Source organism: Parasphingorhabdus sp. (assembly GCF_039982415.1).
GTDB lineage: Bacteria > Pseudomonadota > Alphaproteobacteria > Sphingomonadales > Sphingomonadaceae > Parasphingorhabdus.
Genome location: NZ_JBDWYL010000001.1, coordinates 383,752 through 396,895, shown reverse-complemented (window position 1 = coordinate 396,895; position 13,144 = coordinate 383,752). Strand labels below are relative to the sequence as shown.

The following is a 13,144-nucleotide window of genomic DNA, read 5'->3' as shown; positions in this document are numbered from 1 at the left end:
AAATCATTCTGCCTTATGCGTCGTCGTAACGCGCATCAGCAGGAATTTCTGGAAAAGCTTTGTCAGCCTTTTCGATAAATCCAGGAATATCTTCATTCCAGGTATCTTGAACTGTTTGGTTGAAGTTCAAATAGAGTTTACCGTCGACAATTTTGTAAAGTGTTGGGTCACCGGATGCCAATTTCCCGCGCGATGCGGCCCAAGCACAATGCCCTCCATATTGCGGTGCATATTTGGCTGGTTCGGCTTGGAATTTCTCTGCATTTTCTGCGGAAGCAAAATGATATTCAACACCATTATATTTCACACGATGGTCTTTGCTGCCTTCGAGAGGAACACCGTCCCCTTCGAAATAGCTGACTGTGTCATATCCACTGACCGCAACGTTTTCTGAGCCTGCAGGACCCGTAAAAACGGGAAGTTCCATATTGTCGGAAACTTCGGCGATAGCGGCTTCAACCGTTTCCGTTGTTTCGGCGGTATCGGAAGAAGGAGCGGAACATGCAATGGGCAATGTCGCCATCATGATCGCTGCAAAAAACGTCTTGTTCATCGAATTCGTCCTTTAAATGTCTCGGTTCAGGGAACTTGATTATTTAGCACAACCAAGCTCCCTGCAACCACTTTTCTTTATTGAGGGGCACAAGCCGCGGCACAGGCGCCGCAAGCAGCTGGCTGAGCAGCGCAGGCTCCGGCAGCACAAGATGCAGCTGCACAAGAAGCGGCGGCACAGGCTGACGCTGCACAGGCACCGCAAGCTGCGGCACAGGCGCCACATGCAGCGGCGCAACCGGCTGCTGCACAGGCACTGCAAGCAGACTGGGTTGCCGGTGCACAGGTTGCCAATGCGGCCGATGGGGTAGCAAGTGTCAGACCACCAACAACAGCGAGCATGGCAGAAAGTTTACCTTGGTTATTCATAATATATTCCTTCAGTTAGAGAGAGTTAGGCGCGTGACGAAGAGGGTTCCGCTTAGCCGCCAAATTTGGCAGTGGCGGGGAATGAAGGCCATTTCAAATCGGCTTTCTTGATGAAACCAGCAACATCGGTCAGCCAGGTTTTTTGTACCTGCTTGTTGACATTGAAGTAGAGTTTTCCCTTAACAATTTTATAGACCAATGGATCGCCGGGCGCGAGCGAACCGCGCGATAAGGCCCATGCACAATGGCCGCCATATTGAGGGGCAAATTTCGCAGGCTTCTCTTTGAATTTTTTCGCATTTGCAGCGCTGCTGAAGAAATAGTCAGCACCCTTATATTTGACTTTATGGGCTTTGCTGCCTTTGACCGGTACGCCGTTGCCGACAAAATAAGAAGTAACGTCATAGCCACCAACAGCGGTATTGCCACCTTTAACGCCGGTGTAAGTCGGTCCAGCAATCGCTGCATCAATAGGAAGAGCGAAGGTACCGGTGGTCGCTGCAAGTGCGAGCGCCAAGGGTAGAATAAGTGATTTCATTTGTCTGTCCTTAGTAAAAATTGGAGTTCATGTGATCGGGGGTAATAATTTCGTTGAGCCGTCATGCTCGTTGATGGTTTCGGGTTGAGCAGACAAAAGGTTTCACAAGGTGCAAAAAAAATTCACCAGCATGGTTGATTTTTGCACAACAATGGATAGAAACGCTGCCATGAAAGCCCGGTTAAACCTTGAGCTACGTCGACTTATGCGCCCTTAGGCGTAGCCGTGTTGCTGCAAGATGCAGTAACCCCGCCTAAGGGATGATTTTTCCACAAAATTGAAATTCACTAGCAATTTCCGCCTTGCGCGAAATGGCCTGCAGCATAAGAGTAATGACCATGCATTCTGTACCTTCTCGAAAATATCGCCCCTTCGGTCAGATTGACTTGCCCGATCGCCAGTGGCCTTCGCGCATCATCGAAAAAGCCCCCCGTTGGCTGTCCACCGATTTGCGCGACGGCAATCAGGCGCTGATCGATCCGATGGATGCCCAAAAGAAACAACGATTTTTCGATCTCTTGGTCAAAATTGGTATCAAAGAAATTGAAGTGGGTTTTCCTTCCGCCGGCGCTACCGATTTTGATTTTATCTCCGGGCTAGTGAAGTCCGGCAAAATTCCAGATGATGTGATGGTTCAAGTCCTCACCCAATCTCGGCGCGACTTGATCGAAACCAGTTTCGCTAGCCTCGAGGGGGCAAAGCAAGCCATAGTCCACCTTTATAACGCAGTTTCCCCGGCCTGGCGCGATGTTGTGTTCAAACTGGGCAAGGACGGCGTCAAAGATATCGCCAAAGAAGGGGCCACTATATTACGCGAACAAGCGGAAAAATATCCGGATACAGACTGGCATTTTGAATATTCGCCTGAAACATTTTCGACCGCGGAAATTGAATTCAGCCTCGAAGTTTGTGAAACGGTTATGGATATTATCGAGCCGACCGCCGAAAGACCATTAATCCTCAATCTCCCGGCAACAGTCGAGGCATCCACTCCCAATATTTATGCCGATCAAGTCGAATGGATGTGCAAACATATCAGCCGGCGAGACCATGTTGTGATCAGCTTGCATACGCATAATGATCGCGGCTCCGGCATAGCGGCTTCCGAATTGGGACTGATGGCAGGTGCAGATAGAGTTGAGGGCTGCCTTTTTGGCAATGGAGAACGTACCGGCAATGTCGATCTGGTGACCTTGGGCTTGAATATGTACACTCAAGGCGTCGATCCCGAGATTGATTTTTCGAATATGGATGAAATTGTAAATACAGTCGAATATTGCAACCAATTGCCAGTTCCGGCTCGCCATCCTTATGCCGGAGAACTTGTCTTCACTGCATTTTCCGGATCACATCAGGACGCGATCAAAAAAGGTTTTGCAGCACAAGACCAACGAAATGACGAGCTTTGGAATGTTCCCTATCTGCCCATTGATCCCCGGGATATTGGCCGGGATTACGAGGCCGTTATCCGCGTGAACAGCCAATCGGGCAAAGGCGGCATTGCATGGATTTTGGAACAAGACCAAGGTTTGAAATTACCGAAACGCTTGCAAGCCAATTTCAGCCGAACGGTTCAGGAATTAGCAGACACAACCAGTCAGGAACTATCCTCTGACGATATATGGAGCGCATTTCAGAAGCGTTATCATATCGATGGCAGCGGCCAATATCGCTTGATAAGCTATGAGGAACGACAAACCGGCAACGAACGGATATTTGTTGGTAAGGTGCAAGGCCCGCAGGGTGACATATCGGTCAGCGGCCGCGGCAATGGTTTGATCTCTAGCGTGGTTGACGCAGTGTCATCGGCTTTGGATGTGCATCTGGAAATAATTGACTATTCCGAACATGCACTGGGATCCGGCAAGGATGCGCAGGCTGCCGCTTATATTGAATGTCGATCCAGTGAAGGTCAGGAATTTTTTGGCGTAGGCATTAACAGCGATGTTGCACGCGCTTCTGTTGAAGCGCTGTTAAGCGCAGTAAATCGGCTTTGAGGCACAAATTAAGCGATCGATTAAAATAACAGTGGAATCCCACTCGGCTTAAGCTATGGCGGCTTATAACTTTTTTGAATTGAGGAAATTATGGCTTTACCTGCATTGTTCGACAAACTTCGCCTGCCGCTTATCGGTTCACCGCTTTTTATCGTTTCCGGCCCCGAATTGGTTATCGCACAGTGCAAAGCCGGGATTGTAGGCTCTTTCCCAGCGCTCAATGCCCGTCCGCAAACTTTGCTCGACGAGTGGATGCATCAGATTACCGAAGAACTGTCGGCCTGGAATCGGGATAATCCGGACAAACCAGCGGCCCCTTTTGCGGTTAATCAAATCGTCCACAAATCCAATGATCGGCTCGATCAAGACATGGCCACATGTGAAAAATGGAAAGTACCCATGGTCATTACATCATTGGGCGCAATTGAGGATCTGAATACCGCAGTTCACAGTTGGGGCGGTATCACCATGCACGATATTATCAATGATCGTTTCGCTCACAAAGCGATTGAAAAAGGTGCTGACGGATTGATTCCCGTCGCCGCCGGTGCTGGCGGGCATGCTGGCGTGACTTCCCCTTTTGCGTTGATGCAGGAAATCCGGCAGTGGTTTGATGGTCCTGTCGCGTTGTCGGGATCCATTGGTTGCGGCGCTTCGATACTGGCGGCTCAAGCCATGGGGGCAGATTTTGGATATATGGGTTCTGCCTTTATCGCCACCAAAGAAGCCAATGCGGACCAGGGGTATAAAGACGGTATCGTAGAAGGGCGCGCTAAGGATATCGTCTATTCTGACCTGTTCACCGGTGTCAGCGGAAATTATCTGCGGGGCTCCATCGAAAATGCTGGCTTGGATCCAGATGATTTGCCGGAAGGAGATTATAAAACCATGAACTTCGGCTCGGGCGGCAATACCGAAAAGAAAGCATGGAAAGATATCTGGGGCAGCGGCCAAGGCATTGGGGCCATTGATGAAGTTCGCTCGGTGCAGGATATGGTTGATCGCTTAATCGCAGAATATCAAGAAGCGCGCGACAGTTTAAAGACTCGCTTCGATTACTAGGACTGGCGACGTTTTCCACAATCTTTTATGTCCGCTTTAAGCACGAAAGCGGATACCATATTCTCAACACCGATTAATTCATGGATTAAGACAGGGACCAAGCACCTCTAAAGTTCTTGGATCGCCGTCTGCTTGAACATTTTCCAGCACAGTTAACGATGATCTCGTGTCTGTATCGGAAGACTAATCCACTTGAACCTGAAACTGGATGGTAAAGCTTGGGGTATTACCGCCAGTTGCACTTGCCATAGTGCCCACCATATCAATTGTGAACCGGGCGACATTGTCATCAAATCCACCGTTCGGCGTGATCGAACTACTTGCGCCATCGAGAAACGTCACCCCATCGGTGCCGCTACCTAACGAAGTGAAACTATATGATAGCCCGCTACTATTACCGCCGATTCCATCGGTGAAGACAAAGGGCGAGCCGCCGCCGCCCAAATCTCCGGTAAATAGTGTGACGTCGAGAGGCAATACGTCCTCAATACTGATAGAGTCACCATCCACTATCCCAGGGCCGTTATTGGTCACTGTGATAGTATATTGCACTATGGCTTCGGGAATGGTCTTGGGGTTGTTGACGCCGTTGATCGGGTCCGACACCACGACTGAAGATTTGGTCACTGAAACATCGGGAGGGGCGCTAACCAGACAGAAATCATCAACATGCCAATAGTCAAAATCAACACCACTGCCCGCTGTCAGACGAAAGCGGACTTGGAAATTAGCATGCCTCATTGCAGCAGTCGCTGGGTAAGTTCTATTGAATATTTCTCCCTGTGTACCGGCTCCGGTAAAAGTTTCTAGCGCCACCCATACTCCTAGGGAATTGCGAAACTCGATAACCAGATTCTCGACGCCCTCGGGATTTTCGCTAAACGTGTCCGAACCGCGCCTTATCCAGACTGTTATCTCGGTCAGTCCTGACGTATCCAATGAAATCGATGTTGTTGTTACAGCGCCATGGCGCAGGAAAAGTGAATTACCGGATGAATTGAAAGTGTTCGCATTGGTTCCACTTTTTATGGAATCGGTAACAGTAAAATTAGCTAATCCCGATTCAAAATCATCGCAGCTGTTTGCTGTCAAATTAGGCCCCGGCGGGCTGTTCCCCGTTTCCTCCAATTGTACATCATCAATATGCCAAAAATCAAAATTTGCCCCGCTACCGGCGGCTTGGCGAAAGCGCAGCCGAAAACCGCTATGCAGAGCAAAAAACGGGAGTGAAACATCAATATTGGTAATCGCGCCATCAGCGATCGTAGAAGCTGACAATATCTCCAAACCCTGCCAAGTTCCAAAGCCATCAAGATATTCAATAGCAAGATCTTCTCCTGCATCAGGATCTTCACTGAATGTATCTGCACCTTTGCGGACCCATACGGTCAAATCTGTTCCGGTAACGCCAGACAAATCAATTGCCCTGCTGGTCACGGTAACCACGCCCTGTCTGGTAAACAGCGAACAAGAACCCGATGAAGATGTTTGTGTGCCAATGCCGGCATTTGCCGCAACACTAACCGTCCAATCCGGTGCAAGCGTTCCGCAGCCTGCTCCGTTGTCAAAATTATCTGCGAAGAGAATATCTCCAGGCGCGGCAGAAGCAGGTTGAAAATTGATAAAGATCACAACCAAACAAAAAAAGCCCAACCATTTGGATAACCGCACAGAGAGACCCAACTTTAATTGATTGACCTTACTTCTTAGAAAGATATAAATTTCCCCCTAATACTCAATTACTTCGTTTACATGAATTCCCTGTCAGCGACAACAAACTGATACGTAAAAAGTTCTTTATCCAGACCTTTACTAGCTATCGAGTTTCCAGTGGCTTCCATTTATACAAGACGAAACTTGCTGGAGAGTTAAATGCTCCGTTCATCTATGAGTTTCAATTCCTGAATTTTATGTTGCACACGTCCGCTGTGAACAATCTATAGCAAAAAACCGGATCGGTTTTGCACGAACCACTTTGCAGACTGGAACAGATAAACTTGGCACAAATGAACGTAATTCCGTCGAAATTGAATGATGACGGGCAATATAGTCCATTTTCGACTTAAAACGGACGCCAAAAACTACATCTCTCCCCGTTCACGGCGGATAGCGAACCATTTTTCGACATTGGCATTATGCTCGGCAAGCGTTTTGGCGAACACATGCCCGCCCTTCCCGTCAGCAACAAAGAATAAAAACTCGCTTTTCACTGGGTTGAGCACGGCTTCTATCGACGCTCTTCCCGGATTGGCAATCGGTCCCTTGGGTAATCCTACCATCGAATAGGTGTTATAGTCATTGACCGCCGCAATTTCGGATTGCCTTATCCGACGCCCAAGTGGCCTGCCCTTAGTAATAGGATAAATAATTGTGGGATCGGCCTGCAACATCATATTTCGTCTGACCCGGTTGCTATAGACCGCCGCAACGGTACGGCGTTCTCGGGCCAAGGCGGTTTCTTTCTCAACAATTGCCGCTAATATTATCGCCTCCTCGGGCGTTTTGACCACGCTTTCAGACGTTTTTTTGGGCCAGAGTTCAGCAATGGTATCTTTCATTGCTTGCTGCATCCGATTGACGACGGCAGACCGGTTTTCTCCGCGCTCAAAACTATAGCTGTCAGGCAGGATCGAGCCTTCCGCCGGTACCGGAATATCGCCTTGTAAGAGCTTTTCGGCCATCAACTTTTCATGGACAATAATCGATGGCGTACCTTCCGGAATTGTGATCAATCTTTGGACGGTTTTGCCATTTTGCAAAATGCTCAGGATCGAGGCATTACTGGCACCCGCCGGGATAACAAATTCCCCAGCCTTAATCGGTTCCGATCCGCCCAATATTTTGGCCCGATTGAGAAAAGCGTCGGCGGACTTTATCACGCCGGCTTCTTCCAGCGCATCAGCGGCCATTGCTAAGCTAGAGCCCGACTTGATGATGATCTGACGCTCGTTTTCAGATGGTCCATTGGCATTCCATCCATAGATGAAATTACCACCAATCAGGCCCAATATTACTCCGGCTATAACAAGGACCAGACACCCGAAGCGACGCATCTTGGACTAGACCGCTTTTACAATGATACTGGCATTGGTACCACCAAAGCCGAAGCTGTTGCTAAGCACCGCTTTCACGTCGCGTTTTCTTGCGACATGCGGTACCAGATCGACACCTTCACAGCCATCTTCGGGATCATCAAGGTTCAACGTGGGCGGAACAATTTGATCGCGCAGCGCCAATATGCTGAAAATAGCTTCCACCGCCCCTGCACCACCGAGCAAGTGGCCAATGGCAGATTTGGTTGAACTCATCGACATGGTTTGCACATCGTCGCCGAACAAACGTCGGACGGCCGCCAATTCCAGTACATCCGCCATTGTTGAAGTGCCATGCGCATTGACATAATCAATGTCAGCAGTCGACAAACCGGACCGCTTCAATGCCATTTCCATCGAGCGATAGGCACCCACGCCATCTGGATGCGGGGCGGTAACATGATGGGCATCGCCAGAAAGGCCATAGCCAACCACTTCACCGTAAATGGTCGCTCCACGCGCTTTAGCGCGCTCATATTCCTCAAGAACCACAACGCCGGCGCCCTCACCCATGACAAATCCATCACGGTTTTTGTCATAAGGGCGCGATGCGGCCTGTGGATTGTCATTATTGGTGGATAGCGCCTTGGCTTGTGCAAAGCCGGCAATACCAATGGGACAAATAGTCGCTTCAGCACCGCCCGCCAGCATGATATCAGCATCGTCCAACGCGATCATCCGCGCGGCATCGCCAATACTGTGTGCGCCAGTAGAACAGGCCGTTACCACGGCGTGATTTGGCCCCATGAGACCGTATTTTATGGAGACTTGGCCAGAAATAAGATTGATCAACCGCCCGTGTACAAAATGCGGACTCACCCGACCCGGCCCTCGTTCGTTCAAGACCAGGGATTCTTTCTCAATGCCCGGCAAACCTCCAATACCAGAGCCGATAGAACAACCGGTTCGCAATTTTTCTTCATCGCTCATTTCGGTCAGACCCGCGTCTTCCAACGCCTGACCTGCGGCATCAATACCGTAAACAATGAAGGGGTCGACTTGCCGCTGGACTTTATGATCAACCCGCAGATTGGGATCAAAACCATATTCATGGTCCGCTGGTTTGACTTCGCATGCAATATGACATTTTTGATCAGAGGAATCAAAACGTGTAATTTTTCCTGCGCCAGATTTTGACGCGAGAATGTTGCTCCAACTGGTTTCCACATCCCCACCAAGAGGCGTTACCAGTCCCAATCCGGTCACTACAACACGACGCATGTTTTGCTCCTTTTATCGGGCCCGAACAGCCCATCTACTTTGGCACCAACTCAAAAGCGGCCACCGGTTTAGGGAAGTGTCCCCAGGCCGGTGAGCCGCTTTGTATCAGTTTAGCGATCATTGGCCCCAGAATGTCAGCCGATAAAGGCCACATTCCAAAATCAATTAGCCTTTATTATTGTCGATAAAATCAATTGCATCTTTAACGGTAGCAATTTTTTCAGCGGCATCATCAGGAATTTCAACACTGAATTCTTCTTCAAAAGCCATTACCAACTCAACAATATCGAGGCTGTCAGCACCGAGATCATCGATAAATGCTGCTTCTTCATTCACTTTGTCGGCTTCGACACCAAGATGCTCGACAACAATCTTTTTTACGCGGTCTGCAGTCTCACTCATGAGAGTTCCTTCTTCGTTTTAATTGGTTTCCATTTCGTCCTAGTGGCATGGCGCGTCGCTTGCAAGAGGGCACGAACAGCTTTGTTAATTCCAAACGCTTATCGCCTTAACTTCCCATTCCGAAAATCATCTTCAATGTCCCAAATTGTTCCGCGCCATTCCCAATAATTATAGGCCAATTCCCTCAGGTTCTTGTCTTCAGGATATCCTTCAGCCGTGAGCGCCTTGTCCACTTTTCCTGACAGATAGGCTTCTTGTAAGATATGGCGTCCGGTGGGTTTGACATTTTCAACGTAGAACTTGTCCAAAAAAGGCTTGAAATCACCCAATTTCTCAATTTTTTCGATCAACCCTTCTTGCAGAAGCCAACCATCCATCAACGCAATTCGAAACGCATTGCGCGTTTGAATATGCGACCAATCATATTTGACTTGGCATGCCTTTGCCTTATCGGCGACGGCATCAAAAGCTGCGAGCTCTTTACCCGCCGCCGTCATCGAAAAATATTCCTGCGCTTGTTCAGCAGAAACTTGCCGACTGATACAGTCGATATTTTCGATCGTAAGCAGCCCATGGGTTGGCATAGGTGGCGCAGATGCGGCAGACAAAGCCATGAAAAGCAAAGAAAATTTCATCGCTATGACTTTAACTAATCATCGCCATACCGCCATTAACGTGCAACGTTTGTCCGGTCACATATGATGCTTCCTTGCTCGCCAGATAAGCGACGGCGGCGCCAATATCTTCTCCGGCCCCCATAGTTCCCGCCGGTATTTTGCGGTTAATCTCTTCCTTTTGTCCATCGGTCAAGGCATCGGTCATTGGCGAGGCGATAAACCCGGGAGACACGCAGTTAACGGTAATTCCCCGTGATGCCAATTCTTGAGCCAATGCTTTTGACATGCCAACCAAACCCGCCTTTGAAGCCACATAATTGACCTGACCAGGATTGCCTGTTGCGCCCACAACGGACGTGATGGAAATGATTCGACCGCTCCGCGCCTTCATCATTGGCCGCGCCGCAGCACGCGCCAATCGAAAGGCCGATTCCAGATTCACATTGAGCACATCGGACCAATCGTCATCAGACATGCGCATGACCAGGCCGTCCCGCGTGATGCCAGCATTGTTGACCAATATATCAATCTTGCCCAATTTTTCGATCACTGTGGGAACCAGTTGATTAACTTCTTCTGCATCAGAAAGATTGCAGGGTATCACGACATGCCCCTCCCCTTTCAGTTCAGGGATAAGGTCCATCAAGATCAGCTTGCGTGTGCCGGACAGCGCAATTGTTGCCCCCCTTTCAGCCAATGATTTGGCAATTGCAGAACCAATGCCGCCGGATGCACCGGTCACCAACGCTGTCATTCCTGTAAGATCAAACATGTTTGTTCCTATTCAAATATTCCTGAGGAAAGCTTTTGTTTCTAAAAGCGGCTCACAAAGCGGCAAGAAAAGCTTCGATGTCGTCCATACTCGTCAAACTAACATTGTTCGCTTCCTTGTTAATCCGTTTGACCATGCCGCCGAGAACTTTGCCACCCAATTCAACAAATTCATCGACACCGGCTTCACTCATATTAAGCACAGATTCGCGCCATCTCACGGTCCCGGTGACCTGTTCAACCAAGAGCTGCCTGATTTCATCCGTATCTGAAACCATTTCTGCAGTCACATTCGCAAAAACCGGGACTTTGGGCGGCAATATGCTGGCTTCAGCCAATGCCTCTTCCATGGCTTCGGCAGCCGGCTGCATTAAAGAGCAGTGAAACGGAGCGGATACGGGCAATAACAGCCCGCGTTTAATTCCATGATCTTTTACTAGGCCTACAGCACGCTCGATCGCGCCCATATGGCCCGAAATGACGACTTGAGTGGGGTCATTGTCATTGGCAATGGTACAAATTTCACCTTGTGCCGCTGCTTTCGAAAGACCTGCTGCCTTTTTAATATCAGCGCCCAATAAAGCGGCCATGCCGCCTTCACCGACCGGTACTGCTTTTTGCATAGATTGACCGCGCAGCTTCAACAATTCCGCCGTCGTAGTCAGGTTCAGCGCGCCGGCGGCACATAAAGCAGTATATTCTCCCAGACTATGGCCTGCAACATAGTTGCAGAGCTTCGCCAGAGATTGGTCACCTTCTTTCTCCATGACCCTTAACGTTGCAATCGCATTGGCCATGATGGCGGGCTGCGCATTTTCCGTCAAAGTCAATTCATCCTCCGGACCATCACACATGAGTTGAAAGAGATTCTGTTCCAACGCGTGATCAACTTCCTGAAAAACTTCCCGAGCGGTGGTACTGGCTTCGGCTAGTGCCTTGCCCATCCCAACGGCCTGACTGCCTTGTCCTGGAAATATAAATGCCCTCATGCTTACCCCTTGTTCAATTGGATGCTTTAGCCGGAGGTAAGAGGGAATGACGACGCATGCAAGGTTCGCGATACAAATCGCTACTACTATTGCGATTGCCAATTTTTAATTGACCAATTAAGAACGCTTTATGGCGCACCATCTATCCGAAGAAAAATTGACGGTTTTCTGCGAACGAACCCTTGGTGAAGGGGGAAATGTTTCCAATTTAAAGCGCTTATCCGGAGGTGCCAGCATGGAAAGCTGGTCATTCACCTACGCCCGCGAAGCTTTTGTTCTAAGACGTTTACCAATCGGAATGGCACAAGGCGGCGAAAATGAACTGCGCGGAGTTCCGCTCGATACTCAGGCGGATATAATTGAACTGGCTGTCCAGTCTGGTGTCACCGCGCCGGTTGTTCGCGCGCGCTTATCTCCCGAAGATGAAATTGGTGAAGGTTTTGTCATGGACAAGGCTGAAGGCGAAACCCTACCGCACAAAATCCTCGGAAAACCCGATTATGCCTTGGCCCAGTCCAAACTGACTGCGCAATGCGCAACCGAACTTTGGAAAATCCACAATATTGATACCCAATCAATCGCGAGCTCCCTGGAATATTTTTCACCCCTTCAACTGGTGGCGCTGCAAAAGGAAAAATATCACGAAATAGGCGGCGCCATACCCATTTTTGAATATGCTTTTCAATGGCTGGAAAATAACGCGCCTGAAGGCCAGACGAAAAACCTTGTCCATGGGGATTTTCGGATGGGCAATCTGATGATTTCTCCGACAGGAATTACAGCGGTGCTTGATTGGGAATTGACTAGATTGGGAGACCCCATCCAAGATCTCGCTTATCTTTGCACACCCAGTTGGCGGTTTGGCCATTATGAAAATGTTGCTGGAGGCTTTGATACAGCTGAATCTTTCCTCTCCGCTTATGCCCAACAAAGTGGCCAAATTGTCGATGCCGACCGATTTCGTTTTTGGCTTATCTATTCAACCATGTGGTGGGGAATTTCGTGCCTAGTCATGGGGGAAATTTGGCGCACTGGCGGTGATCGCTCTCTTGAACGAACGGTCATTGGTCGCCGGGTGTCCGAAGTTGAAATTGATCTTGCGTTGCTATTTGAAGAAATTTTATCTCCAACCATTTGCACAAAATTGGATTGGCAATTGCCCGAAACCGAGACTCCTATAGGCGAGACCGAATATGCCGAATTGCTGACGGCCTTGGGAGAATGGAACAGTGACATCGTGCAACCGGATTTAACCGGTCATAATCGCTTTCAATCCAGAGTAGCTGGAAATGCATTGGGTATCGCCCAAAGACAGGCAAAAATGGGTCCTGTTTTTCTTGCAGCATCACAAGCCCGGTTAAACAATTTGGGCTTGGATCATGAGCAACTTTGCAAAGCAATTGCTGATCGAGAAATGACGGCTGAACATCCCGGGCTATGGGATCACCTTAGAATTTCAGCGTTGGAACGCCTGTCCATCGACCAACCCAAATATGCCGGCCTTGCCGTAGCGCTTAACAAATGGAGACCCTGA

The 13,144-nt window shown here is 49.2% G+C and carries 13 protein-coding genes; 3 read left to right on the top strand and 10 right to left on the bottom strand.

Translation table 11 applies throughout. The features are described from left to right. Positions 1–13: 13 nt before the first annotated feature. The 3 genes from ABJU74_RS01965 to ABJU74_RS01955 form a co-directional block, all read right to left on the bottom strand. Positions 14–553 (bottom strand): YHS domain-containing (seleno)protein, encoded by a 540-nt coding sequence (locus tag ABJU74_RS01965; RefSeq protein WP_348385891.1) that lies wholly within the window; start codon positions 551–553, stop codon positions 14–16. A gap of 77 nt (positions 554–630) precedes the next feature. Further along, on the bottom strand, positions 631–921 hold the full coding sequence (locus ABJU74_RS01960; RefSeq protein WP_348385890.1) for a hypothetical protein: 291 nt from the start codon (positions 919–921) through the stop codon (positions 631–633). Between the two features lie 52 nt (positions 922–973). Then, positions 974–1,459 (bottom strand): YHS domain-containing (seleno)protein, encoded by a 486-nt coding sequence (locus ABJU74_RS01955; protein WP_348385889.1) that lies wholly within the window; start codon positions 1,457–1,459, stop codon positions 974–976. A gap of 338 nt (positions 1,460–1,797) precedes the next feature. On the opposite strand from ABJU74_RS01955, the gene leuA reads away from it, so the two are divergent. Together leuA and ABJU74_RS01945 are read left to right on the top strand one after the other, a co-directional pair. Beyond that, positions 1,798–3,456 carry a 2-isopropylmalate synthase gene (leuA, locus tag ABJU74_RS01950; RefSeq protein ID WP_348422833.1) on the top strand — a complete coding sequence of 553 codons (1,659 nt, stop codon included), beginning with the start codon at positions 1,798–1,800 and terminating at the stop codon, positions 3,454–3,456. Between the two features lie 90 nt (positions 3,457–3,546). Next, positions 3,547–4,518 carry a nitronate monooxygenase family protein gene (locus ABJU74_RS01945; RefSeq protein WP_348385887.1) on the top strand — a complete coding sequence of 324 codons (972 nt, stop codon included), beginning with the start codon at positions 3,547–3,549 and terminating at the stop codon, positions 4,516–4,518. 183 nt (positions 4,519–4,701) lie between these two features. On the opposite strand, the gene ABJU74_RS01940 is transcribed toward ABJU74_RS01945, so the two are convergent. The 7 genes from ABJU74_RS01940 to fabD all read right to left on the bottom strand — a co-directional run bounded on the left by ABJU74_RS01940 (position 4,702) and on the right by fabD (position 11,610). Beyond that, positions 4,702–6,189 (bottom strand): hypothetical protein, encoded by a 1,488-nt coding sequence (locus ABJU74_RS01940; RefSeq protein WP_348385886.1) that lies wholly within the window; start codon positions 6,187–6,189, stop codon positions 4,702–4,704. Between the two features lie 410 nt (positions 6,190–6,599). Further along, positions 6,600–7,571: an endolytic transglycosylase MltG gene (mltG, locus tag ABJU74_RS01935; protein ID WP_348385885.1), complete on the bottom strand. Its 972-nt coding sequence runs from the start codon at positions 7,569–7,571 to the stop codon at positions 6,600–6,602. 6 nt (positions 7,572–7,577) lie between these two features. Continuing rightward, entirely contained in the window at positions 7,578–8,831 is a 1,254-nt protein-coding gene (gene fabF, locus ABJU74_RS01930) for a beta-ketoacyl-ACP synthase II (protein ID WP_348385884.1), read from the bottom strand. A 165-nt stretch (positions 8,832–8,996) separates the two neighbouring features. After that, on the bottom strand, positions 8,997–9,233 hold the full coding sequence (locus ABJU74_RS01925; protein ID WP_108810177.1) for an acyl carrier protein: 237 nt from the start codon (positions 9,231–9,233) through the stop codon (positions 8,997–8,999). Between the two features lie 98 nt (positions 9,234–9,331). Continuing rightward, positions 9,332–9,868 (bottom strand): hypothetical protein, encoded by a 537-nt coding sequence (locus ABJU74_RS01920; protein ID WP_348385883.1) that lies wholly within the window; start codon positions 9,866–9,868, stop codon positions 9,332–9,334. Between the two features lie 10 nt (positions 9,869–9,878). Beyond that, on the bottom strand, positions 9,879–10,622 hold the full coding sequence (fabG, locus tag ABJU74_RS01915) for a 3-oxoacyl-[acyl-carrier-protein] reductase (RefSeq protein ID WP_348385882.1): 744 nt from the start codon (positions 10,620–10,622) through the stop codon (positions 9,879–9,881). A gap of 52 nt (positions 10,623–10,674) precedes the next feature. After that, positions 10,675–11,610 (bottom strand): ACP S-malonyltransferase, encoded by a 936-nt coding sequence (fabD, locus tag ABJU74_RS01910; RefSeq protein ID WP_348385881.1) that lies wholly within the window; start codon positions 11,608–11,610, stop codon positions 10,675–10,677. A gap of 130 nt (positions 11,611–11,740) precedes the next feature. Between fabD and ABJU74_RS01905 the strand changes: the two genes are divergently transcribed. Then, entirely contained in the window at positions 11,741–13,144 is a 1,404-nt protein-coding gene (locus tag ABJU74_RS01905) for a phosphotransferase family protein (RefSeq protein WP_348385880.1), read from the top strand.

Coding starts and splice junctions, on each gene's coding strand:
- ABJU74_RS01965 (WP_348385891.1), bottom strand. CDS start 553: ATGAACAAGACGTTTTTTGCAGCGATCATGATGGCGACATTGCCCATT.
- ABJU74_RS01960 (WP_348385890.1), bottom strand. CDS start 921: ATGAATAACCAAGGTAAACTTTCTGCCATGCTCGCTGTTGTTGGTGGT.
- ABJU74_RS01955 (WP_348385889.1), bottom strand. CDS start 1,459: ATGAAATCACTTATTCTACCCTTGGCGCTCGCACTTGCAGCGACCACC.
- leuA (WP_348422833.1), top strand. CDS start 1,798: ATGCATTCTGTACCTTCTCGAAAATATCGCCCCTTCGGTCAGATTGAC.
- ABJU74_RS01945 (WP_348385887.1), top strand. CDS start 3,547: ATGGCTTTACCTGCATTGTTCGACAAACTTCGCCTGCCGCTTATCGGT.
- mltG (WP_348385885.1), bottom strand. CDS start 7,571: ATGCGTCGCTTCGGGTGTCTGGTCCTTGTTATAGCCGGAGTAATATTG.
- fabF (WP_348385884.1), bottom strand. CDS start 8,831: ATGCGTCGTGTTGTAGTGACCGGATTGGGACTGGTAACGCCTCTTGGT.
- ABJU74_RS01925 (WP_108810177.1), bottom strand. CDS start 9,233: ATGAGTGAGACTGCAGACCGCGTAAAAAAGATTGTTGTCGAGCATCTT.
- ABJU74_RS01920 (WP_348385883.1), bottom strand. CDS start 9,868: ATGAAATTTTCTTTGCTTTTCATGGCTTTGTCTGCCGCATCTGCGCCA.
- fabG (WP_348385882.1), bottom strand. CDS start 10,622: ATGTTTGATCTTACAGGAATGACAGCGTTGGTGACCGGTGCATCCGGC.
- fabD (WP_348385881.1), bottom strand. CDS start 11,610: ATGAGGGCATTTATATTTCCAGGACAAGGCAGTCAGGCCGTTGGGATG.
- ABJU74_RS01905 (WP_348385880.1), top strand. CDS start 11,741: ATGGCGCACCATCTATCCGAAGAAAAATTGACGGTTTTCTGCGAACGA.